Below are 22,227 nucleotides of genomic sequence, written 5' to 3'. Positions count from 1 at the left end.
TCCTCAAAGAGTCTAGACGCCGGCCGCGGCGCCTACGCGAGCACGTGGACGGCGCCGGGCACCACCTCGATGGTGAGGGGCAGCGCACCGATCCTCTCGCCGTCGGCATAGGCCTTAATGTTGGCAGCTGAAATCCGCACTTTCCGGACCTGCCGGATCTCCACTGCCGGGTGTCCGAGATGCCTGCCGGAAAAGACCTTCGGGAACACTGCAAGGAAGGCCGCGCGCGACAGGGGTTTGACGATGAACAGCTCAAGGAGGCCGTCGTCTATGCGGGCCTCCGGTGTGATGCGCATGCCGCCGCCGATGGACTGGCCGTTGGCCACAGAGATCAGCATGGCGCCCTGCCGCCAGGTGTCGCCGTCGTCGGACGCTGTGAAATCTGTGACGGTGTAGTCGATGGCACGGAAGGTGGCCAGCTCGCGCACCATGGTCAGGTTGTAGCGGGACCTCCCGTGCGGCCAGCCCCAGGCGTTTGCCCTGGCATTGACGGCGGCGTCGAAACCTGCCGAGACCACGCCGGCAAACCAGCGGGGCGGGCCGTCGCCGGTTATCCTGCCCAGGTCCATGGGCCAGCCACCGGTCACCAGTGCCGCCGCGATGCGCCTGCAGGCGGCGGGGACGTCGTTGAGCGGTATGCCCAGCGCCCTGGCCGTGTCATTGCCCGTTCCGCTGGGCACAATCCCGAACGGCACGCGGGCCCACTCCGAGCCTGCCAGCACGTTTACCGCCAAATGCACCAGGCCGTCGCCGCCCACCACCACCAGCGCATCTATGCCCGACGCCAAAGCGGCCCGCACCGCCTCTTCAAGCCGGACGGCGTTTTCCGCCCGCAGCTCCAGCACGTCCTCCCCCTCCGAACGGAAATGCTGGACGGCTGCCGCGCCCGCGGTGCTGCGTTTGCCGAAGGAAGCCTGCGGGTTGACGGCGACGGCGATCCTCATGGGCTGAATTATGCCAGCCGCGGGAACCACTGAGGCTTGCGCAGACGTTGTGTGGGCAGGCCGTAAACTGGGGCCCACCGGGCTGCCTGCCGTGGACTGGCCAGACGAAGAAAAAGGATGAGTGTTTGACCGAGAGCAGCAGCTCCTACTACGAGGTGCTCCGTGTCGCCGTTACAGCCACCGACAAGGAGATCAAGGTGGCCTACCGCCGGGCCGCGCGAAAGGCCCATCCTGACCATGGCGGGGACGCCGCTGCCTTCCGGCAGGTGACGGCAGCATACGAAACCCTGATAGACCCCACGCGCCGGAAGGCCTACGACCGCTCGTATGCCGCGGGGACTGACCGCAACACCGACGATTCCGCCGCAGGGCCGCACTTTGATGCGCCGGCGGCGGGCAGCCGCGCCTCGGCTACCGTGCACAGGACCACGACGCCCCGGAACACCGCGGGCGACCCGCCCCTTTACGTCCCGCCCTACGATCCTGCGGCCTTCGAGTCGTCCGGAACGGTACCGCTCATCCCCTTCGCCCAGGCCAGCCAGCAGGTCCAGGGGATGCCGCGCAAACGCGGCATCTTTGGCGCCGAGGCCCGGATCCAGCGCGAACTGCGCACCGTGCAGCTCATCACCCGCCAGGTCCTGCCCGCGATTCCTGCGGCCCGGCTGGTCAATGGCCTGCAGTCCCCGGCCGACAACAGCCACATCGATCATGCGCTCCTGTCGGGCTACCGGCTGGCGCTGATCGGGTCCATGCTCCTACCCAAGGGTGCCTATGCCTGGGACGGACAGACGCTGAACCACGGCGGACGTTCGATCACACCGCCGCAACTGGCCCACGTTGTCCGGGCCATGCAGGACATCTTCCCGGAACTGAACGTCACCGGCTGGGCAGTCATCCACAGCCCCGACGGCAACCTCCACGAACCCGTCATCGACCGCCACCGGCGAACAGCCGGCATCTCGGAAACCATCCAGGTGGTGAACGCGGCAGGCCTGGTCCGTGGCCTCAAGCACTTCCTGTCCTCAGGTCCCACGCCGAACACTGTCAATGTGCCCGTCCTAGCCAGGCTGCTGCGCGGCATGCACTGAGCTGTTGGGTGCACTGAGCTGCGCGCACTGAGTTGGATGCACTGAACCGTTGGCCGGGATTGGTTGACTAGGATTGGACGGTGTTCCGAATCCTCTTCTACGCCCCCGAAATCCCCGGCAACACCGGCAATGCGATAAGGCTGGCAGCCATTACCGGCGCCGAACTGCACCTGGTGGAACCCCTCGGCTTTGATTTCTCCGACGCCAAGCTCCGGCGCGCCGGCCTCGATTACCATGACCTCGCCGTCGTCACCGTCCACAAAAGCATCGAGGATGCCTGGCGCGAACTGCAGCCAGAGCGTGTGTACGCCTTCACCTCGGACGGCGCCGCCAGCTACGCCGACATCGCCTACCGCCCCGGGGATGTGCTGATGTTCGGCCAGGAATCAGTAGGCCTGCCTGAACGCCTCAAGAGCGATCCGCATGTCACGGCCACCGTGCGGCTCCCCATGCTGCCGTCCCTGCGTTCCCTGAACCTGGCCAATGCGGCGTCCATTGCTGTCTACGAGGCCTGGCGCCAGCACGGATTTTCCGGCGCCCAGATTTGAGTGCCCCCGGCCCATCCGCAGGGCCGCCGGCACCGAATCACTCCTGACAGCAATTCCGGGGCGAGGAAGGAGCGGTAGGTGACACTGTTAGCGACGAGGCGGGCGGCGCCGTCGACTTTCCCCTTTCCCAGGGGCAGCACCGGCCGCGATGCTCAGGTTTCGCCGCCGGGCGACCTATGCTGGGTAGTGATGGAAACTCCCAACGCGCCAAACTCCGAGGCCCCGGCCGCAGTCACAGACTCACCGGCGGATCTCAGCAAGCGCTTGGCCGGACTGCTCGCCCGCATAGCCGGCGGCGACCAGGCCGCGTTTGCCGAGTTCTACCAATTGACATCGCGCCGGGTGTTCGGCATGGCGCGGCGGGTGCTCATCGATCCCGAACTCAGCGAAGACACCACGCAGGAGGTTTTCCTCCAGGTATGGCAGAACGCCGCGAAGTTCAACCCGGAAGCAGGCAGTCCGCTCTCGTGGCTGATGACCATTTCGCACCGCCGGGCCGTGGACAAGGTCCGTTCCTCGCAGTCGGCCACCGACCGTGAGGCCAAGTACGGCGCCAGCAGCCAGGACGTGGACCACGATTCCGTCTCCGCCGAGGTGGACAGCAGGCTCGAGGCCGAGGCGGTGGTCCGGTGCCTGGAAACGCTGACCGATACACAACAGGAATCCGTGCGGCTGGCCTACTACGGCGGCCTCACGTACCGCGAAGTCGCTGAAAAGCTAAACGCAGCAGTACCCACCATCAAGTCCCGCATCCGCGACGGACTGATCCGCTTGAAGACCTGTCTGGGGGTGAGTTGAGATGACAGAAATGAATAGTCAGGGAGGCACCCGCCGTCCCGGCTCGTTCGGAACTGAGATCGCCGCCGACCTGGATTCCGGGCGGGCCGTGGATCTCGCCGAGCTCTATGCGCTGGACGCGATCAGCGATGCCGAACGCGCCGCCATTGAGCGCTACATCTCCGCCGCGCCCGACGCCGAGCGCACGTCCTTCCTTGAGCGTGTCCGCCAGGCCAGGGAGACCCTCGCGGCGTCCTTTACGGCTGAGGCGGGGCCTCCCGCGGATCTTTTCGCACGTATCGTCTCGCAGTTGCCGTCCCTCGCGCAGCTGCCTGCCGATGGGCCCACCGCAGTCACTGCTGCTCCTTCCGCCACGGCCACGACGGCCGCACAGCCGCCGGCAGAAGCCCCGGATGAGCTCGCCGCGGCCAGGGTCCGCAGGGACGAACGACGCCGCCCTACCGGCGCCCGCCGCTGGCTCACCGCAGTGGCGGCCGCCGCCGTGATCGCCCTCGGTGGCGTGGGCGTGGGCGCCTACATCACGGACCAGAACGATCCCCTGAACCAAGTGGTCCGGGCCGACGACGTCCGTGAGGCCTCCGTTCCCGTCTCCGCCGGTGGCACCGCCACAGTGCTGATTTCGTCGTCGAAGGATGCTGTGGTGGTCAAGATGAACGGTGTACCCGCGCCGCCGGCCGGCAAGGTCTACCAGATGTGGCTGATCCCGAAGGACGGCTCGGCACCGGTTTCCCAGGGCCTGATGGACGAAGCAGCCCTGTCCAAGCCTGCCGTGGTGAAGGGCATTGCGTCCGCTGCGGCGCTCGGCATCACCGTGGAGCCGGTGGGCGGCTCGGCCACCCCAACGTTCCCCACCGTGGCCGCCGCACCTCTGGGCGCCTGACAGCCCCGCTTTTGTCCCGCACCCCCGAGTTTTTGTCCAGATAATGTGGTTCAAACGGCGCTTAGGGCACGTTATCTGGACAAAAACTTACGGGGGAAATCCGCGGCGGCGGCCGTCCTAGAAGCCGGCGATGGTCCCCGGGCCGTTGACGGCGACCACGTGGAAGACTTCGGCACTGCGGCCCTCCGCAAAGCCCGCACGCCGTGCATTCATGTGCATGCCGTTCCGCACCGCTGCTTCCATGGCTGCGACGTCAGGATGCTGGCTCACGTGCACGTGGATCGCGGCGAGCTTGGCGTCCACGTGGTCGGTGACATCCACAAAGTGGTTCTCCCGCTCTTCCGGCCCGGCATAGAGCCACAGCCACGGCAGCTTGTACGCCGCGAGTCCCGCCTCAGCCAACTCCGGATAGGCGAACGGGTTTTCGACTGCAGGGTAGACAGCCCGGGTCACGGCCTCCCCCACGGCAAGGTGGTCCGGGTGGCTCATCTGCAGGCGGTTCCAGTTCCGTTCCGGATGCATGGCAAGCACGACGTCGGGACGGATTTCCCGGATCAGCTTCACCACACCTTTCATCACCTCGTGCGTCGGTTCCAGGTAGCCGTCGCGCTCATGGAGGTAGTGGATGTCAGTCACACCCACCAGTTCGGCGGCCCGGCGCTGCTCGGCCGCCCTGAGGGCGATAATCTCCGCCCGGTGCGCCGGGTCGAAGCCGCCCGCGTCGCCGTCGGTCATGATGCAGTAGCTGACCTGGATTCCCGCGGCCGTCCAGGCGGCGATGGTGCCGGCCGCACCGAAGTCGATGTCGTCCGGGTGGGCGGCGAAACAGAGCACCCGCCCAATCCGGTGTGTGTCCGGGTTGAACGGGCTCTGTGCTGAGGCAGCGGAGTGGGCCAAGGTCAGCCTTTTCGCTTCTTGATTTCTTCGGTGGCCTGCGGAAGGACGTCGAAGAGGTCCCCGATGATGCCAAAATCGGCGATTTCGAAGATCGGCGACTCGGCGTCCTTGTTCACGGCCACGATGACCTTGGCTGTCTGCATCCCGGCTTTCTGCTGGATGGCACCGGAAATACCGGCAGAGATGTAGAGCTGGGGCGACACGGTCTTGCCGGTCTGGCCCACCTGGGCGTCGTGGCTGATCCAGCCGGCGTCCGTGGCCGCACGGGAGGCACCGACGGCAGCACCGAGGGCGTCCGCAAGCTGCTCCACGGGGCCAAAGTCGCCGTCCACTCCGCGTCCGCCGGCCACCACGATGCGGGCGTCCACAAGATCCGGGCGGCCGCTGGCCACCTTCTGCTCGCGGGCGGTGATGCGGGCCGCCGTGGCTGTGCCGTCCGCCGGCACTTCGACGGTGGACGTGTCCGGGGCCGAAGCCACGGATGCCGGCTCCGGCGTTACGTTGTTGGCCTTCACCGTCAGCACGGAAACCGCCGTGGTGGTCCTGGCAGCGGTGGTGTAGGAACCCGCGAGGACCGACTTGTGCGCTGTACCATCGGCGTCGACCGCCACAACGTCAGTGATGACGCCGGCATTGAGCCGGATGCCGAGCCGAGCCGCGATCTCTTTGCCTTCGGGCGAGTTGTCCAGGAGGACCGTGCCTGCACCGGCGGCACCTGCGGCGGCCGCGAGATAGGCTGCCTTCGCCGAGACGAGGTAGTCATCCAGGTCCTGGGCGGAGGGCCGGAATACGGCGCTGACACCGTATTCAGCGAGCGTGGCCGAAACATCCTGATGCAGGTCACCGTTCAGGGCAACAGCGGTCTCTCCGAGGGAACGTCCCAGGGTGAGCAGTTCGAGGGTGCTCTTCTTCAGGGCATCGCCGGGGTTGTCAATGAATACGAGTACGTTTGCCATGTCTGTGATCCCTCTTAGAGCAGCTTCTGGGCGGCCAGGAAGTCGACGAGTTTGATGCCGGCGTCGCCTTCGTCGGTGATGATGGTTCCGGCGGTGCGCGGCGGGCGTTCCTCGGCAGCGGTCACCGTGGTCCAGGATCCGGCGTGGCCCACGTGCGCGGGATCAACTCCGATGTCTGCCAGCGACAGAGTGGTGATGCTCTTGCGTTTGGCCGCGATGATGCCCTTGAAGTTGGGGTAGCGCGGCTCGTTGATCTGGTCCGTCACGGATACCACCGCGGGCAGCGATGCTTCGACGGTCTCCGAGTACGTGTCGGCGTCGCGGCGCGCGGTGAGGCGTCCTCCGTCGACCGTCAGGGAGGACGCGAAGGTGATCTGCGGCAGGCCCAGGCGCTCGGCGAGCTGGGCCGGGACCAGGGACGTTTCGCCGTCGGTGGAGGCCATGCCGGTGAGGACAAGGTCCACCGGGGCGCCGGTGCCGATGTGGCGGATGGCGGCCGCGAGCGCGAGCGAGGTGGCGGCGGCGTCTGAGCCAGCCAGCGCACTGTCCGTGAGGTGCACACCTTCGGTGGCGCCCATCTGGAGTGACTTCTTCACCGCGTTCACCGCACCGGACGGGCCCATACTCAGCGCAATGACCTGGTTGCCGGCTTTGGCACCACCGCGGGCCTCAGCCAGCTGCAGGGCGGCCTCCAGCGCGTATTCGTCCAGCTCCGAAAGGATGCTTTCATCGCGGTCCGTGGTGTAGCCCTCCCCGTTGAGGTGGCGGTCGAACTGCGCGTCCGGTACGTGCTTGACCAGGACGATGATCTTCAATGTCTCTTCCACTGTATTTACAGCAGCCTTCCATGCTTGTGGACAGCCAGCCGGATGGGGTCATGGCCTCGGAACGCCCGGGGTACGGGTAGATCCTAGCTAACCATATAGCCGTCCCCCGTTGCCGTCCCGTTAACGCCTGTGTCACGGCCCTGGCCGCGCGCACGGGAAACACGTACGACTACGGCGGCATAGGACGGTGGCATAGGACGGTGGCAACACAGGACGACGGCGGCGATCACCTTTGGTGAGCCCCGCCGTCGTCCGCGTTTATGGTGTGCCGTACGTTCTGCCGATCAGTCCCTACTGGTCCGCTGCGGTGCCGAGAGTTACGTCGAACGTCTGTTCCTGGCCGTTGCGCAGGACCGTGAGCTTGACCTTGGAGCCGCCGGCCTGCTCGCGGACAGCCGCGGTCAGTTGGTTGGGCTCGCTGATGACAAGGTCATTGACCTTGGTCACCACATCGCCCACCTTGATGCCGGCTTTGCCTGCTGCTGAATTTGGCTCGACTGTGGCCACGTCCGCGCCGACGGAGAATCCTGACGTCGTCCCGCTGGAGGACTTGTCCCGGACGCTGACACCCAGCTGGCCGTGGGAGGCCTTGCCGGTGTCGATGATCTCCTGCGCCACCCGCTTGGCGTGGTTGATGGGGATGCTGAAGCCCACGCCGATGTTGCCGGCCTTGGACGAGGAATCGGAGCCGGCGGACGCGATGGCCACGTTGACGCCGATGATCTCGCCCTTGCTGTTGACCAGGGCACCACCGGAGTTGCCGGGGTTGATGGCGGCATCCGTCTGGATCACGTTGATCGAGATGGAACCCTGGTTCGCGGTGCTTTGGCCCTGGCCACCGTTTGGCGGCGCGAACTGGAAGCCCTGATCGCCGCCCTGGGAAGTGTCGCCCTCCTTCGGCGCTGCCGATGAGGCAACGCTGATGGTCCGGTTCAGGGTTGAGACGATGCCGTCCGTGACCGTACCGGTGAGGCCAAGCGGGGAGCCGATGGCGATAGCAGTGTCGCCCACATTGAGCTTGCCGGAATCGCCGAGAGTCGCAGGAGTGAGCCCTGATGCGTCGTCCACCTTGATGACCGCGAGGTCAGAAAGGGGGTCGGTGCCTACGAGAGTGGCTTTGAGGACCTTGCCTGCGCTGGTGCGGACCTCCAAAGCTGCGTTGGCGCTCTGGCCATCGAGGGTTACCACGTGGGTGTTGGTGAGGATGTGCCCGTCGTCGTCCAGGACGATGCCGGAGCCGGTGCCGCCGGAGCTGCCGCTGGAGGCGCTGATGGTCACCACACTGGGGGACGCCTTCAGCGCTGCCGCCGTGATGGCGTTGACGTCGTCCTTGTTGTTCACGATGACGGTGTCAGGCTGGCTGCTGCTGCTCGCCGCCGACGGGGAGCCGTTGTTAAAGAGGTTGCCCGAACCGACTGTCGCTACGCCCCCACCCACGAGGCCCGCGGCAAGGATGCTGGCCACCAGGGTACCGACGCCGAACGAGGCTTTCCGCCGGGGTGTGTCGGCCGGGTTCGGGCCAGCGTTGTACTGGCCCGGAGCGTACTGGCCCATGCCGTACTGACCTGTGCCGTACTGACCCGGGTTGTGCTGACCTGCCGAGGCGCCGGGCGCTGCCGAATGCGCTTCATGCTGGGCGTACTGGTGCCCGGGAGCCTGCTGGCCCGGCGAGTGCTGGCCAGGTGTCTGCTGGCCGTAGAAGGGCTCGCCGGAAGGATAAACCGGACGGGGCGCACCCGGCAGCGGCTGGGTGGGGTTCTCGGGTGCCCCGGACCGGTCCAGCTGCTCCGTCGGATTAGCCTGACCGACAGCGTCACTGCGGACCTCCGCAGGGTTCTGGTCCGCATTCCGGTTCTCATCCGGATTGCGGTTCTCCGGCGCTGCACCCTGGGTTGGGTTCTCAGTCATTGGACTTCCTTTCATCCTCGTCTGCATTAACTATGTACTGTCTGGCTGGAACTGGGGCGAACGTTGGCTGGGAGGTTGCTGAGAGACCGAATTCCGCTATTAACAGGCTCTTCCAGGGGTTTCGCTGGTGGCATATTCGCCGCTGTGGACGCACCAGGAGGTGCACCATAGAATCAAAAGGAAATGCCACAGCGACCTGCGGCTTTACACCACGCGTGGGGGCGCTGCTGCATTCTGAGACGCTCATTCGTCCCGAATCGGTGTTAGGCGTGCTGAAGGGTTGCACATGCGGTCAAAGTTCAAACGTATCCTCGCCGTGATCGGCCTGACCGGGCTGCTAGCGGTTTCTGCCGGCGCGGCCTGGGCTGAAGACCCGGTGACTCTGGATCCAGCATCAAAGGTAGTGGACAAGGCCGGAGTTCTCGGTGGCCGGCAGTCCGAGGTCGAAGACGCCATAAAGAAGCTCGGCACGGACCACCAGATGAACCTGTACGTCGTCTACGTCAAAACATTCACCAACCCCAATGTGCCCTCGGAATGGGCTGCTGAGGTGGCCACTACCGCGCAGCTGAGCAAAAATTCCATGCTCCTAGCGGTCGCCACCGACTCACGTAAATACCAGCTCAGCAAGCCTGACAACAGCGCCATCAGCGATGCTAAGCGCGACAACATCATAAAGAGTGCCGTTGACCCGCAGTTGCGGGCCAACGATTGGGCTCAGGCGGCCATTAACACCGCAGCAGCCATTGGCGATGCAGCGGGCGGCGGCAGCGGCAACGTCCCTTCGGGTGAGGGCGCCGGCGCCGCTGTCCTCGTAGGCACGGGCGTAGTTGCTGCCGGTGGAGCCGGCGCCTACCTCTACTTCCGTAACAAGCGGAAGAAGGCGGCCCAGGCGTCCAGTGCCAGCTATGGCGCCCAAGGCGCCGAGCTGGATCCGCTGGCTTCGCTCAGCATCGAGGAACTCCGGCGAAAGAGCGGTTCCCTGATTATCGAGGCCGACGACGCCATCAAGTCCAGTGAGCAGGAACTCGGGTTCGCGGAGGCCCAGTACGGCGATGCCGCGGTGGGGAACTTCACCAAGGCCCTGGCCGAGGCCAAAGCCCACATGTCGGAATCCTTCAAGCTCCAGCAGCAGCTTGACGACCACATCCCGGATACGGAAGAACAGCAGCGCAGCTGGCTCGGCGAGATCATCCGCCGTTCAGAGGCAGCGCTGGGCTCGCTCCAGGAGCAGAAGGCCGACTTCGACTCGCTCCGCGAGCTCGAGAAGAACGCCCCGCAGGCACTGGCAGCCATCAGCGCCGGAGCCCACGAAGCCGACGCCAAGATCGTCAGCGCCGAACAGTCACTGACGGCTTTGCGCGCCAAGTACGCGGACAGCGCGCTGGTGCAGGTCGCTGACAACATCACCCAGGCCAAGGAACGGCTGGCCTTCGTGCAGAATGCCACGGCCACCGCCCAGGAGAAGCTCACGGCCGGTGAAGGCAGCCTCGCCGCGGTCGCCGTGCGGGCGTCTGAAGAGAGCCTGCACCAGACCAACGTTCTGCTGGACGCCATCGCCAAGGTGTCCACCAGCCTGGACGAGGCTCGCAACGGCCTGGAGGCAGCCGTCGTCGAAACCTCCCAGGACCTCGCGCAGGCGAAGGCAATGATCCAGTCCAGCGAACACCCCGAACTGGCAGGCCCGGTCGCCGGTGTTGAGGCCGCTCTGGGTCAGGTCAAGGCCGAAATCCAGGGCGGGAAAATCGATCCCATCGCCACCCTGCAGCGCGTTGAATCAGCGCACCAGGCCTTGGACCAGTCCCTCACCGGCATCCGGAACCAGCAGGACCAGGCCCGCCGCGCCCAGGCGTCGCTGCAGCAGACCATCATGTCGGCGCAGGCGCAGATCAGTGCCACCTCGGACTACATCACTGCCCGTCGTGGCGGCGTGGGCACGGAAGCACGTACCCGGCTCGCAGAGTCCCAACGCAATCTCGACTACGCGCTCTCGATCTCGCGCAACGATCCAGTCACTGCCCTCACGTACGCCCAGCAGGCCCACGCCCTTGCAGCCCAGGCAGCGCAGCTCGCCCAGGCCGACGTCGACAACTTCGGTGGCTACGCCAACCAGGGCTTCGGCGGCGGGGGCATGTTCGGCGGTCGCGGCGGAGGCGGTGGCGGCCTCGGCGGCGCCATCCTTGGCGGTATCCTCATCAACTCCATCCTCAACGGCGGCAGCGGCGGAGGCTGGGGCGGTGGCCACAGCGACGGCGGAGGCTGGGGCGGCGACTCCGGCGGCGGGGATATGGGCGGCGGCTGGGGCGGAGACTCCGGCGGCGGCTGGGGCGGAGACTCCGGCGGCGGCGGAGACTTCTGACTCTGCGCGGCTAGGCGCCGGCAGGTATGACCGGCCGGCGGATAGAAGCGGTACAACAACTGTTCACTGATCTCAGTGGCCACCATTGAGCAGGACGAAAGGTAACACCATGGTTAAGCAGTCCATTTTCGGCCGGATCGCACAGCTGGCAAAGGCAAACATCAACACCTTGCTGGACAACGCTGAGGATCCGCAGAAGATGCTGGACCAGATGGTCCGGGACTACACAAACAACATCGCGGAGGCTGAATCCGCTGTAGCCCAGACCATCGGCAACCTGCGTATGCTCCAGGATGACTACCGCGAGGACATCAAGAACGCCCAGGACTGGGGCAACAAGGCCCTCGCCGCGTCACGCAAGGCTGACGAATACCGCGGCGCCGGAGACAGCATTGACGCCGAGAAGTTCGACAACCTCGCCAAGGTGGCCCTGCAGCGCCAGATGTCCGCGGAAAGCGAAGCCAAGGGTGCTGAGCCGAGCATCGCCTCGCAGACCGAGGTAGTGGACAAGCTCAAGTCAGGCCTGGACCAGATGAAGGGCAAGCTCAACGAACTCACCAGCAAGCGCAACGAGCTGGTGGCCCGCTCCAAGACGGCCGCAGCACAGTCCCAGGTGCACGATGCCATCAAGAGCATCGACTTCATGGATCCCACCAGCGAGGTTGGCCGCTTCGAAGAGAAAATCCGCCGCGAAGAGGCCAAGGTCCGCGGCCAGCAGGAACTTGCCTCGTCGAGTCTGGACTCCCAGTTCAACCAGCTCGAAGACCTCGGCGAGCAGGTGGAAATCGAGGCACGCCTGGCGGCCCTGAAGTCCGGCGGCGCCAAGCCGGCCATCGGTGCTTCCAGCGCCAGGTCTGAGTCCACGGTCGACGAAGCCGACTTCGACAGGCTGTAGCCAGCCGCGGCTGCTGCTGAGCGGTCCAGCCGGGGCCGGGGTTCATCACGAACCCCGGCCCTTGCCATGCCCGGACAGAACCTGCAATCGGCCGTGCGGCTCCTGTCGCGGATGTGTAGCGTGGAGGCCATGGTCTCCCCCGTCGCATCCTCCATCGTCTGGCTCCGTGATGACCTTCGACTGGACGATAACCCCGCACTGTCCCACGCCGTCGAACTCGGCTTGCCACTCACGGTGGTCTACATCCTCGACGAGGAATCCCCCGGAATCCGCCCCCTGGGAGGCGCGGCCCGCTGGTGGCTGCACCACTCACTGACGGCCCTGGCGGCGGCGCTTGCTGAGGCCGGTTCCACACTCACCCTCAGGCGTGGACCTGCCAGCCGTGTGATCCGGGACCTGGCCGCGGAGACCGACGCGCAGCACGTGCTGTGGAACCGGCGCTACGGCGGTCCCGAGCGGTCCCTGGACGCGGACATCAAGGCCTGGTCGGCGGAGAACGGCATCGAAGCCGTCAGCTTCCAGGCCAACCTGCTCTTCGAGCCGTGGACCATCACCACCGGCAGCGGAAGCCCCTACAAGGTGTTCACGCCTTACTGGCGAGCCTGCACGGCGTCCGGAGAGCCTCGTCCGCCGCTGGATGCGCCGGCCCGTCTGCCCTCCCCCGACGTCGCCGGTTCGATGAAGCAGGCCGGCAGCGACGCGCTGGCGGACTGGGGACTACTGCCCGTGTCCCCGGACTGGAGCGGCGGGCTGGCTGCGACCTGGGAACCCGGGGAGGCCGGAGCACACAGCAGGCTTGAGGACTTCCTGGACGGGCCTGCACAGGAGTACGGCACAGGGCGGGACATTCCCGGGGTGGAAGGCACTTCCAGGCTGTCCCCGCACCTCCGTTTTGGTGAAATCAGCCCATTCCGGGTGTGGCATGAGCTCCGCCGCCACTTCCCCCGCGAGTCGACGCCCGACGTCGGGATCTTCCGGTCCCAGCTGGGCTGGCGGGAGTTCTGCTGGCAGCTGCTGTATGCCAATCCCCAACTGGCTACCCGAAACTATCGGCCGGGCTTCGACCGCTTCGAATGGCAGCAGCCCCCCGCGGCGGAGCTGGGCGCCTGGCACCAGGGCCGGACCGGCTATCCGCTGGTGGATGCGGGGATGCGGCAGCTGTGGCAGACAGGCTGGATGCATAACCGGGTCCGGATGGCCGCGGCGTCCTTCCTCGTCAAGAACCTGCTGGCCGACTGGCGTGAGGGCGAGGCCTGGTTCTGGGACACCCTGGTGGATGCCGATGCCGCCAGCAACCCCGCCAACTGGCAGTGGGTGGCAGGCTCGGGCGCCGACGCGTCCCCGTACTTCCGGATCTTCAATCCGGTGACGCAGAGCAAGAAGTTCGACGCCGACGGCCGGTACCTTCGCGAGTTCATTCCGGAACTCGCCCAGATGGACCGCAAGACCATCCATGAACCGTGGAAGCAGCCCGATGTCCAGGGCTACCCCGCACCATTGGTGGGACTCCCCGAGTCCAGGGAGCGTGCGCTGGCCACCTACCAGAAGCTTCGGGAGGACCAGCAAGGCCAGGACAACGTCACCGGCCCGGAAATCAGCGGCTGACTTTGCCCATCAGGGAGGCGATGGGGCGAAGGAAGAGGGGACGGGCCAGGAACCAGGCTGCCACCATGGCTGCAACGGACGCGACGAAGACCCAGAATCCGAACCAGCCGGCGTCGTCGCTGCCGCCATACATGTGGTTCAGGTTCCGCAGCGCACCGGTGGCGAGTACCAGGAAGACATGCACCACGATGAACGCCACGAAATAGATCATGACCGGGAAGTGGATGGCCCGCGCTAGCTCAATGGGGTAGGCCTTGTTGAGGGCTGTGGCCTTCTTGGGCCAGGCGGAGGACGTCCGGATGCCGGAGATGAAGGCGAGTGGTGCGGCGATGAAGACGGTGGCGAAATACGTCAGCAGCTGGAGCGCGTTGTAGTTGACCCATCCGTTGTCGGTGGGCCAGTTCAACGAGGCGTACTGAAGCGCTGCGGAGAGAGCATTGGGGATAACGTCCCAGCTGGTGGGCACGATCCGCATCCATTGGCCGGTGGCGAACAGCAGGATGGCGAACACCAGGCCGTTAAGGACCCAGAGCGCGTCCAGCGTCAGGTGCAGCCAAAGCTCCAACGTGATCTTGGTGGGCGCGTTCTTGGTCTTGATCAGCCCTTTGTTGTTGCGGGTCCAGTGGCCGCTGGGCCGCGTGGTGGTCCGCACCTGCCAGCCGGTCCTGATGATGAGCAGCAGGAAGAAGCCGTTCAGGAAGTGCTGCCAGGCCAGCCATGCCGGGAATCCCACGGGCGCGCCGTCAGGCAGTTCCGAATGGCCAGGATAGTCAGCCAGGAACGAGGCCACCGCCGGAAGGCCGGTCATCCACTTGGCCAGCAGCACCACGAGCACCAGCACTACGAGAGCGGCAGGAACACCCCAGTAGAGTCTGGACCGCTTGCCCGTCGCGGAGCCGGGCTTCTTCGTGGGTGTGGACATCGAACAACATTCCTCTCGAGAATGACTGACCAGGTGCTCAAATGGCTTTGCGAACGAGAATACTAGGAACCAGGTGTAATCGGGCAAAAGAAGACCCCGGCCGGCGTAATGCCGGTCGGGGTCTTCTACATGGTTGCGGGGACAGGATTTGAACCTGTGACCTCTGGGTTATGAGCCCAGCGAGCTACCGAACTGCTCCACCCCGCGTCGCAAGATCAACACTACCGTACTTTGGAGGAGGTAAAAACCAATCGGGATTGAGGGTCGTCATGACCCCGCTTTGGGGTCCCATAAACTCCCAGCCTGCCCGGGTTATGGGACAACGAGTAACTCGGGCCCTACGGCACCGGCTCATCGCCGACGAAGGACTTTGGTACCGCAAAGGCTGGGCAGCACAATCATGAGACACCCGGGATCCGGGCCGGTCCCCTTAAACCAAAAAGTCCGGATTCTGTTTCCAGAATCCGGACTTTTCGCCAGTTGCGGGGACAGGATTTGAACCTGTGACCTCTGGGTTATGAGCCCAGCGAGCTACCGAACTGCTCCACCCCGCGTCGCAAGATCAACTCTACCGTCCGGCGAACGGGGGGCCAAATCCTGGTGGCGTGATGTGCGTCTCGCTGGGTCAATCCCCTTAGTTGCTGGCCACAGGCGAGGGCGTCGCCGTCGGTGTAGCTTCCGGCGACGGGGTCGCCCCTGGCGATGGCGTGGCTTCAGGGGCCGGCGCCGGGATCTTGCCCTCAGCGTCAATAGCCTTCTGCAGGGCCGCAGCCAGCTTCTTCTGCTCTTCCCCATAGGCTGCAAAGTCGCCGGCCGCCAAGGCTGCCTGGCCCGCCCTGATGGCGGCGTTCGCCTCATCCAGCGCTGCCTTCAGGTCCGCTTGGGCACCCGCACTCACCGGTGGTGTCGTGCCAGGAGCAGGCGGAGTCTGGCCGGTGTTGTCGGAGTCACCCGCGGCAGCGCCCGAGTCGCCGCCGAAGAGTTGCTTCAGGGCTCCGTCGAGGGTCGGAGCAAAGCCGACCTTGTCACCGAAGGCCACCAGCACACGCTGCAGCGTGGGGTAGGACGTCTCGCCGGTCGACTTGAGGTAAACCGGCTGGACGTACAGGATTCCGCCGCCCACAGGCAGAGTCAACAGGTTGCCGTTGAGCACCTCGGAAGCACCCTGCCTCAGAAGGTTCAAGGCCTGGGACACCGTGGGGTCCGAGTTGAACTTGTTCTGGGCCTGGCCAGGTCCCGGAACCTGAGTCGCGGGGGGAATCTGCAGGAGCCGCAACTGGCCGTAGCTGTCAGCCTTGACGCCCTTCTGGTTCCCGGCATCGGAGTCTGCCGCCAGGAACCCGTAAAGTACGTTCCTGGCAGTCCCGTTGACGATCTGCGGGATGAAGGACGAGGTGAGCTGGAACGCCGGATTCTTCTGGTCCGGCATCTGCAGCGACATATAGAACGGCGGCTGCTTGACGTCCGTAGACACGGTGGGGTCGTTCGGCACGCTCCACACTTCGTCACTTTTGTAGAAGCTCACCGGATCCGTGACGTGGTAGCGGCCCAGGAGCTCGCGCTGCACCTTGAACAGGTCCTCCGGGTAACGAACGTGGCTCATGACGTCCCCGGACATCTCCGAGTACGGCTTCACGGACGTGGGGAAAACCTTCTGCCAAGCCTTCAATACGGGGTCCTGATCGTCCCACGCGTAGAGGGTCACCGAGCCGTCATAAGCATCAACGGTGGCTTTCACGGAGTTCCTGATGTAGTTCACCGAGCTGTTCGGCAGGGCAACTGTCCGGCCTGAAGTGGTCTGGGAATCCGCGGTGGCAGCCGAGAGCTGCTCCTGCTGCGAGTACGGGTAGTACTGGCTGGTGGTGTAACCGTCCACGATCCACTTGACGCGGCCGTCAACAACGGCCGGGTAGGCGTTGCCGTCAACGGTCAGGTACGGGGCAACCTTCTCGACGCGGTCACGCGGGCTGCGGTCATACAGGATCTGGGATTCTGCGTTGACCCCGTCGGAGAGGAGGAGATCCGAGGACTGGAACTTGATGGAGTAGAGCACCTTGTTGAAGAAGCTGCCCACGTTGGGCCCGCCGTTGCCGGTGAAAGTGTACTGGGTTTCCCCGTCCCCTTCCTTGCCGGAAGGCCTGTCCTGTTCACGGTGCGGTGATCCCGCCGGCGCCCCGACAATGGAGTACTCCGGGGAATCCTCGCCGAAGTAGATCCGCGGCTCGTAGGTGGAGTCATCGCCAAGGACACCGGTGGACGGGATACCCGATTGGAGGAACTCCGGCTTGCCGTCAACCGTGAACTTGTTTCCCTTGGCCGCCACCACGCCGTAGCCGTGGGTGTAGACAACGTGCTGGTTAAGCCAGCCCTGCTGGTTGGAGGCAACGTTCGCCGGGTTCAGCTCGCGCACCGCGATGACCGTGTCCTGGATCTTGCCGTCCACCTCATAGCGGTCGACGTTCAGCGCCTCCGGGAACTGGTAGTACGGACGGTACTGCTCCAGCTGGGCGAACGCATCGGAGATCAGGTTGGGGTCCAGCAGCCGGATGTTGGCTGTGGTCTGGGCGTCCGGGGCCAGCGCACCGGTACTGGCGGTGTTCGTGGCGTCATAGCGGTCCACCTGGATCTGATCCAGGCCATAGGCGGCCCGGGTCATTTCGATGTTGCGCTGGATGAATTCCTTCTCCAACGTCTGCTCGGAAGGCCGCACCTGGAACTGCTGGATGACCCACGGGTACACGCCGCCGGCCAGGATTGACGTGATGATCAGCATGGCCGTGCCGATCACCGGCAGGCGCCAACGGCCGATAACCGCCGCAATGATAAAGAGGATGGCCACCAGGCCTGCCGCCACGGCGAGGATCGCTTTGGTGGGGATCACTGCGTTCACGTCCGTGTACAGCGCACCGGCCCAGCGCCCGCCGTTGCCCTGCAGGGCAGCATAGCGGTCCAGCCAGAAGTTGACGCCGAGGAGGATCAGGAATGCTGCGCCGGTCACGGCGAGGTGGATCTGCGCCGCCCGGCTGGTGAACACGCCACGTTCCATCAGCCGGATACTGCCGTAGAGGTAGTGGGTGAGGATGCCGGCGATGCCGGCCACCACCACCACGCTGATGAGGAACCCTGTGACGAATCCCAGGAACGGAAGTGTCATCAGGTAGAAGCTGATGTCCAGGCCGAACTCAGGATCGCTCTGGCCGAAGGGCTCCTGGTTGAAGAACAACAGCACTTTCTGCCATTGGCTGGCCGCAGCGCTGCCCGCGAACAGTCCGAACAGGATGGGCAGGCCCACCATAACGACGCGGCGGACCGGTTCAAGCTGGGCCTGGTAGCGGTTCAGGTTGTCGCGCATCTCGGAGTCGGGCGCGTACACGGGCCGTGCGTGGTAGGCAACACGGATGGCAAAAAAGACTGCCAGGAACATGAGTACGAAGCCGGCGAGGAAGATCCCGATCCGGGAGAGGTTTTCTGTCACAAACACTTCGAAGTAGCCGAGCTGCCGGTACCAGAGGACGTCAGTCCACACGTTGGCGAAGAAGATGAAGCCCACCACTGCTATGGCAACAACGATCAGCGTAGGCGTTAGGGCCCCGCGTCGCGAGGGGGGTCTTCCGGGCGGGATGGGGCTGGTAGGACGGGACAAACTCGGTACCTCATAGCTGGTCGTCAGGTTTACATGAGAAGCGTGCGTGCGGTTGACGTCCGGCACCGGTCAAGCGTGTGGCAACGTCCGTCATATCTGCCACGAGTGGCGGTAAAGCTTAGTTCCTGGCCTCAGTCTAGTTGTTGGTGCAGACCGGCAAAGCGCCCGTGTCCTGCCCTGATCCGGCGACTTCGACGGCGCGGCGCGCCTCTGCAATGTTCTCCACTTTGAGCACCTGCAGTCCCTCCGGCACATGGCCCACAACCTCGTCGCAGTTTTCTGCCGGGGCGAGGAACACCGTGGCTCCCCCGGCACGCGCGCCCAGCATCTTCTGCCGGATACCCCCGATGGGGCCAACGGCGCCGTCGGGGGTGATGGTCCCCGTTCCGGCGACATGTTTGCCGCCGGTCAGGTCCCCCGGCGTCACGGTGTCGATAATGCCCAGCGAAAACATCAGCCCGGCGCTGGGCCCACCAACCTTGTCCAGGGAAATCTTCACGTCGAACGGAAACGTGAACAGGTACTTGAGCATGACTCCGAGAATGTAGCGGCCCGCACCGTTGTCCATGGGGGTAATGGTCTGAGTGACGGACTCCCCTGCCCGTTGCACCACCAGCGTGGCTGGCGCTCCCTGGCCGGCGGCAAGTTCCTCCTGCACAACAGCGAGCGAGGTGACGGGTTTACCGTTGATCGATTCGAAGATGTCGCCGTTCTCGATCTTGCCCGCCGACGGCGAACCGTCGGGGAGCCCCGCGGCCTGGAGTTGCTGGCCGAAGGGAATGTCGAGTTCCTTGAGCGCTGATGCCACAGCGTTCTCCTGGGACGTGGCCATGGCCATGGAGCTCTGCTCGTCAGCCTCTTCCTTCGTAGTCCCGGTGGGGTAAAGCAGTTCCACCGGGTGAACGGACTTGGACCCGTCAAGCCATGCGGTGAACGCACCCAGGATGCTCACGGGGCCATTGGGGCCACCATCGACATAAACGGTGGTCAGGTCCAGATTTCCCTTGGCGGGATAGGTTTCGTGGCCCGTGACGCTGATGACAGGGCTGCCCTGGCTCTGGCCGAGGGTGTTGAAGGTTGGTCCGGGTGACTCCACAACATAAGGCACCGGGACTGTGACAGCCGCGATCCCCAGACCCAGCGCCAGGACGCCGGAAAGCATCATCACGGACACCCGCCGGTCCCCCGGCGGGGAGCTGCGGGGGGCAAACTGCCCGGTTGGCATAGCGCCGGCCGCACCCGTTCCGGGTGCTGCGGCACTCGCTGTGGCGCCGGCGTCGAACTCTGGAGCGTGGTCCTCATGCGGATGATCGCCGCGGGTTGTAGTCACTGAATCAACACTACGCGGTACCGCCCCCCGGCAGCTCTTTGCCTACAGCGAACGTGACGCCTGTCCGGCAGACAGCCGCCCCCGCCCGGGGTACCGTGAAGTGAACAGTCACACCGACGATCGGCGGGATCATGACCTCCAACCCACTCAATCCGTCCAACGGCGACGATGCGCCGAAGGATCCGTTGACCGAGATGCTGCAGAACCTGATGGGTGGCAAGGGCATGGAAAACTTCGACCCCGCCGAACTGGCGAAGGCGGCTGGCCTGCCAAACGACCCCAATCTCCTGGCCCAGATGTTTTCCCAGGTCCAGGCCATGATGAGCGCCCCTTCCGAAGGGCCCGTCAACTGGCAGCTGGCGCACGAGAACGCCCGCCGGGTTGCCGCCAGCAGCGCCGACCCGTCCGTCACGTCCCTGCAGACCCGCGAAGTCGATGAGGCCCTGCGGCTGGCGGAACTTTGGCTCGATCCCGTGACCGACCTCCCTGCCACCGGTCTGATCGGCCGTGCATGGTCCCGCGCTGAGTGGGTTGAGGCCACCCTCGGAACGTGGAAGCGGCTGACCGAGCCCGTGGCCAACAGCATCGCCAACGCTCTCTCCAGTGCCATGACAGAACAGATGCCCGAAGAGATGAAGTCCATGATGGGCGGGGCCTCTTCCATGTTGCAGAACATGGGCGGAGCGATCTTTGGGATGCAGCTCGGGCAGGCGATCGGTGCCCTGTCCGCCGAGGTTGTCAGCTCCACCGACATCGGCGTTCCCCTGGCCGATCTGGAAATGGCGCTCCTGCCAGCCAATGTGTCGAAGTTCGGCGAGGGCCTGAGCCTGCCGGAGAACGACATCCGGCTGTTCCTGGCCGTCCGCGAGGCAGCCCATGCGCGCCTGTTTGTCCAGGTTCCCTGGCTTCGCGGCCACTTGCTCGGCGCCATCGAGGCCTATGCCCGCGGCATCCACATCGACACTTCCAGGATTGAAGAGCTGGCCCGCGACCTGGACCCCAGCAACCCTGAAGGCATCCAGGAAGCGCTGTCCCAGGGTGTCTTTATGCCGCAGCGGACCCCTGCGCAGGAGCAAGCGCTTGAAAAACTGGAGACGGCCCTGGCCCTCGTTGAAGGCTGGGTGGACGAGCTCACCGCTTCGGCCACGGAGAAGCTGCTGCCCTCGGCCGGCGCTCTCCGGGAAACTGTCCGGCGGCGCCGTGCCACCGGCGGTCCGGCGGAGCACGCTTTCTCTTCCCTGGTGGGACTGGAACTCCGTCCCCGCCGCCTGCGCGAGGCTGCCACGCTGTGGGCCGCGCTTAAGGACGAGCGGGGCATTGCCGGACGCGATGCCATCTGGCAGCACCCGGACCTCCTCCCCACCGCCGAGGACCTCGATAACCCGCAGGGCTTCAGCGGCCGCCGCCAGCTGGCCGAGGCCAGCGACAGCGAAGTGGACGATGCCCTGCAGAAGCTGCTGAGCGGCGGCTTCGACGACGCGCCGCAGGATGATTCCGATGCCAGTGACGACGGGGACCAGCCCACAGCCGATGGTGAGCAGCCCAAGGGTTAGCCAGACCGCAGGTTAGGTTGCCGGCCGGAACATGTCCTGTTCCGCCGGATCCCGGAGTGCTTCCCTGGAAGGTACGGCGGTGGCCACGCCGTCCGTCGCCGCCACTGGAGGAGCTCAAATGCGCAAGATCATCCTGACGATGTCGGTGTCTTTGGACGGATTCTTCGAGAGGCCCGACCGGGACATCAGCTGGCACCTTGTGGATGACGAACTCCACCGCTACTTGAACGAGCAGTTCCGGGCGATGGGGGCCTTCATTTTCGGGCGCGTCACCCACGAACTGATGGCCGATTACTGGCCCACTGCCGACCAGGATCCGGACATCCCGGCGGAACTCGTTAAGTTCGCCGGGATCTGGCGCGAGATGCCCAAGTTCGTGTTTTCGCGGACCCTCAAGCAGGCCGGTTGGAACACCACGGTGATTCACGACGTCGTGCCTGAACAAATCGCGGAACTGAAGGCGCGGCCCGGCGGCGACATCGTCCTTAGCGGCGCCAATTTGGCCGCCACCTTCATGCGGCACGGCCTCATCGACGAGTTCCGAATTCTCGTCCATCCCGTGGTTCTGGGGCAAGGCCGGCCGCTGTTCGAGGCCCCAGATGTCCGGATGGACCTCAGGCTCGAGGGGACACGGACGTTCGGCAATGGCGTGGTACTGCTCAACTACTCGCGCGACGGCGCCTAGGGTGTGTTGCGGCGAATGTCGTCGAACGCAACTTCGACCTGGCCCTCTGGGTCGCCGGCCGACATATCGCCGACGCCAGGCGTGCCATCGGCGAGCGCGTAGCGCTGGAGCACCGCGTCGGCGAAGACCGTCTTTGCACCGCCGAGGAGGATCGGATACACCCAGAGCGTGAGCTGATCGAAGAGCCGCACGGCGAACAGGGTCCATCCGGAGTCGACCTGCTCGCCTACGACCTCGCCTAAGAGAGGCGCCTGCGCGACGCCGTCGAGCGTGGTGAACAGGTCGATATGGATGAGTCCCATGCCGTGCTCTTTTCCCTGTTGCCCGTCGTCGCCCCGGCGACGGGATCACTTCGAGGCTGCCACACGATCCCCCCGCGAAGCAACCGT

General features: G+C 65.2%; 18 protein-coding genes and 2 tRNA genes. 9 read left to right on the top strand and 11 right to left on the bottom strand.

Annotated elements, in window-relative coordinates; translation table 11 throughout:
• Nucleotides 1–32 precede the first annotated feature (32 nt).
• Nucleotides 33–944 carry a diacylglycerol/lipid kinase family protein gene (locus ACQCSW_RS07705; RefSeq protein WP_426990212.1) on the bottom strand — a complete coding sequence of 304 codons (912 nt, stop codon included), beginning with the start codon at nucleotides 942–944 and terminating at the stop codon, nucleotides 33–35.
• 125 nt (nucleotides 945–1,069) lie between these two features.
• Between ACQCSW_RS07705 and ACQCSW_RS07700 the strand changes: the two genes are divergently transcribed.
• From ACQCSW_RS07700 to ACQCSW_RS07685, 4 genes are all read left to right on the top strand, one after another.
• Entirely contained in the window at nucleotides 1,070–2,032 is a 963-nt protein-coding gene (locus ACQCSW_RS07700) for a J domain-containing protein (protein WP_426990211.1), read from the top strand.
• Between the two features lie 80 nt (nucleotides 2,033–2,112).
• The gene (locus ACQCSW_RS07695) at nucleotides 2,113–2,580 is read left to right on the top strand and encodes a tRNA (cytidine(34)-2'-O)-methyltransferase (protein ID WP_426990210.1); all 468 of its coding nucleotides are present in this window, start codon (nucleotides 2,113–2,115) and stop codon (nucleotides 2,578–2,580) included.
• 189 nt (nucleotides 2,581–2,769) lie between these two features.
• Nucleotides 2,770–3,378, top strand: a complete 609-nt coding sequence (gene sigK / locus ACQCSW_RS07690) for an ECF RNA polymerase sigma factor SigK (protein ID WP_111908542.1) — start codon at nucleotides 2,770–2,772, stop codon at nucleotides 3,376–3,378.
• Nucleotide 3,379: 1 nt separating this feature from the next.
• Nucleotides 3,380–4,258, top strand: a complete 879-nt coding sequence (locus tag ACQCSW_RS07685; protein WP_426990209.1) for an anti-sigma factor — start codon at nucleotides 3,380–3,382, stop codon at nucleotides 4,256–4,258.
• Between the two features lie 117 nt (nucleotides 4,259–4,375).
• Here the strand turns inward: ACQCSW_RS07685 and ACQCSW_RS07680 are convergent, their stop codons facing one another.
• The 4 genes from ACQCSW_RS07680 to ACQCSW_RS07665 all read right to left on the bottom strand — a co-directional run bounded on the left by ACQCSW_RS07680 (nucleotide 4,376) and on the right by ACQCSW_RS07665 (nucleotide 8,846).
• Nucleotides 4,376–5,155 (bottom strand): PIG-L deacetylase family protein, encoded by a 780-nt coding sequence (locus tag ACQCSW_RS07680; protein ID WP_426990208.1) that lies wholly within the window; start codon nucleotides 5,153–5,155, stop codon nucleotides 4,376–4,378.
• Nucleotides 5,156–5,157: 2 nt separating this feature from the next.
• Entirely contained in the window at nucleotides 5,158–6,111 is a 954-nt protein-coding gene (locus tag ACQCSW_RS07675) for an electron transfer flavoprotein subunit alpha/FixB family protein (protein WP_426990207.1), read from the bottom strand.
• A gap of 14 nt (nucleotides 6,112–6,125) precedes the next feature.
• The gene (locus ACQCSW_RS07670; protein ID WP_354251337.1) at nucleotides 6,126–6,926 is read right to left on the bottom strand and encodes an electron transfer flavoprotein subunit beta/FixA family protein; all 801 of its coding nucleotides are present in this window, start codon (nucleotides 6,924–6,926) and stop codon (nucleotides 6,126–6,128) included.
• A gap of 303 nt (nucleotides 6,927–7,229) precedes the next feature.
• Nucleotides 7,230–8,846, bottom strand: a complete 1,617-nt coding sequence (locus ACQCSW_RS07665; RefSeq protein ID WP_426990206.1) for a trypsin-like peptidase domain-containing protein — start codon at nucleotides 8,844–8,846, stop codon at nucleotides 7,230–7,232.
• A gap of 286 nt (nucleotides 8,847–9,132) precedes the next feature.
• Here ACQCSW_RS07665 and ACQCSW_RS07660 point away from each other — a divergent pair, with 286 nt between their 5' ends.
• The 3 genes from ACQCSW_RS07660 to ACQCSW_RS07650 all read left to right on the top strand — a co-directional run bounded on the left by ACQCSW_RS07660 (nucleotide 9,133) and on the right by ACQCSW_RS07650 (nucleotide 13,705).
• Nucleotides 9,133–11,205 (top strand): TPM domain-containing protein, encoded by a 2,073-nt coding sequence (locus ACQCSW_RS07660; protein WP_426990205.1) that lies wholly within the window; start codon nucleotides 9,133–9,135, stop codon nucleotides 11,203–11,205.
• 109 nt (nucleotides 11,206–11,314) lie between these two features.
• Entirely contained in the window at nucleotides 11,315–12,100 is a 786-nt protein-coding gene (locus ACQCSW_RS07655; protein WP_426990204.1) for a PspA/IM30 family protein, read from the top strand.
• Between the two features lie 129 nt (nucleotides 12,101–12,229).
• Nucleotides 12,230–13,705: a cryptochrome/photolyase family protein gene (locus tag ACQCSW_RS07650; RefSeq protein WP_426990203.1), complete on the top strand. Its 1,476-nt coding sequence runs from the start codon at nucleotides 12,230–12,232 to the stop codon at nucleotides 13,703–13,705.
• On the opposite strand, the gene ACQCSW_RS07645 is transcribed toward ACQCSW_RS07650, so the two are convergent.
• From ACQCSW_RS07645 to ACQCSW_RS07625, 5 genes are all read right to left on the bottom strand, one after another.
• Nucleotides 13,695–14,627, bottom strand: coding sequence for a cytochrome b/b6 domain-containing protein (locus ACQCSW_RS07645; protein WP_426990202.1), 933 nt, complete (start codon nucleotides 14,625–14,627; stop codon nucleotides 13,695–13,697). The genes ACQCSW_RS07650 and ACQCSW_RS07645 overlap by 11 nt on opposite strands.
• A gap of 130 nt (nucleotides 14,628–14,757) precedes the next feature.
• A tRNA-Met gene (locus ACQCSW_RS07640) sits at nucleotides 14,758–14,834 on the bottom strand.
• 273 nt (nucleotides 14,835–15,107) lie between these two features.
• Nucleotides 15,108–15,181: transfer RNA gene (locus ACQCSW_RS07635), tRNA-Met, on the bottom strand.
• Nucleotides 15,182–15,261: 80 nt separating this feature from the next.
• Entirely contained in the window at nucleotides 15,262–18,249 is a 2,988-nt protein-coding gene (locus tag ACQCSW_RS07630; RefSeq protein ID WP_426990647.1) for a UPF0182 family protein, read from the bottom strand.
• A 157-nt stretch (nucleotides 18,250–18,406) separates the two neighbouring features.
• Nucleotides 18,407–19,495 (bottom strand): YlbL family protein, encoded by a 1,089-nt coding sequence (locus ACQCSW_RS07625; RefSeq protein ID WP_426990646.1) that lies wholly within the window; start codon nucleotides 19,493–19,495, stop codon nucleotides 18,407–18,409.
• A 236-nt stretch (nucleotides 19,496–19,731) separates the two neighbouring features.
• Here ACQCSW_RS07625 and ACQCSW_RS07620 point away from each other — a divergent pair, with 236 nt between their 5' ends.
• Entirely contained in the window at nucleotides 19,732–21,153 is a 1,422-nt protein-coding gene (locus ACQCSW_RS07620; protein ID WP_426990201.1) for a zinc-dependent metalloprotease, read from the top strand.
• 118 nt (nucleotides 21,154–21,271) lie between these two features.
• Nucleotides 21,272–21,838: a dihydrofolate reductase family protein gene (locus tag ACQCSW_RS07615; RefSeq protein ID WP_426990200.1), complete on the top strand. Its 567-nt coding sequence runs from the start codon at nucleotides 21,272–21,274 to the stop codon at nucleotides 21,836–21,838.
• Here the strand turns inward: ACQCSW_RS07615 and ACQCSW_RS07610 are convergent.
• The gene (locus ACQCSW_RS07610; protein ID WP_426990199.1) at nucleotides 21,835–22,140 is read right to left on the bottom strand and encodes a hypothetical protein; all 306 of its coding nucleotides are present in this window, start codon (nucleotides 22,138–22,140) and stop codon (nucleotides 21,835–21,837) included. The two genes, ACQCSW_RS07615 and ACQCSW_RS07610, sit on opposite strands and share 4 nt — an antisense overlap.
• Between the last annotated feature and the right edge of the window lie 87 nt (nucleotides 22,141–22,227).

Source organism: Pseudarthrobacter sp. Y6, from assembly GCF_050156205.1.
In the GTDB taxonomy this organism is placed as follows: domain Bacteria; phylum Actinomycetota; class Actinomycetes; order Actinomycetales; family Micrococcaceae; genus Arthrobacter.
This window is presented reverse-complemented; position numbering and strand designations above follow the sequence as displayed.

Coding starts and splice junctions, on each gene's coding strand:
- ACQCSW_RS07610 (WP_426990199.1), bottom strand. CDS start 22,140: ATGGGACTCATCCATATCGACCTGTTCACCACGCTCGACGGCGTCGCG.
- ACQCSW_RS07625 (WP_426990646.1), bottom strand. CDS start 19,495: ATGCCAACCGGGCAGTTTGCCCCCCGCAGCTCCCCGCCGGGGGACCGG.
- ACQCSW_RS07645 (WP_426990202.1), bottom strand. CDS start 14,627: ATGTCCACACCCACGAAGAAGCCCGGCTCCGCGACGGGCAAGCGGTCC.
- ACQCSW_RS07650 (WP_426990203.1), top strand. CDS start 12,230: ATGGTCTCCCCCGTCGCATCCTCCATCGTCTGGCTCCGTGATGACCTT.
- sigK (WP_111908542.1), top strand. CDS start 2,770: ATGGAAACTCCCAACGCGCCAAACTCCGAGGCCCCGGCCGCAGTCACA.
- ACQCSW_RS07675 (WP_426990207.1), bottom strand. CDS start 6,111: ATGGCAAACGTACTCGTATTCATTGACAACCCCGGCGATGCCCTGAAG.
- ACQCSW_RS07620 (WP_426990201.1), top strand. CDS start 19,732: ATGACCTCCAACCCACTCAATCCGTCCAACGGCGACGATGCGCCGAAG.
- ACQCSW_RS07685 (WP_426990209.1), top strand. CDS start 3,380: ATGACAGAAATGAATAGTCAGGGAGGCACCCGCCGTCCCGGCTCGTTC.
- ACQCSW_RS07665 (WP_426990206.1), bottom strand. CDS start 8,846: ATGACTGAGAACCCAACCCAGGGTGCAGCGCCGGAGAACCGCAATCCG.
- ACQCSW_RS07660 (WP_426990205.1), top strand. CDS start 9,133: ATGCGGTCAAAGTTCAAACGTATCCTCGCCGTGATCGGCCTGACCGGG.
- ACQCSW_RS07615 (WP_426990200.1), top strand. CDS start 21,272: ATGCGCAAGATCATCCTGACGATGTCGGTGTCTTTGGACGGATTCTTC.
- ACQCSW_RS07655 (WP_426990204.1), top strand. CDS start 11,315: ATGGTTAAGCAGTCCATTTTCGGCCGGATCGCACAGCTGGCAAAGGCA.
- ACQCSW_RS07705 (WP_426990212.1), bottom strand. CDS start 944: ATGAGGATCGCCGTCGCCGTCAACCCGCAGGCTTCCTTCGGCAAACGC.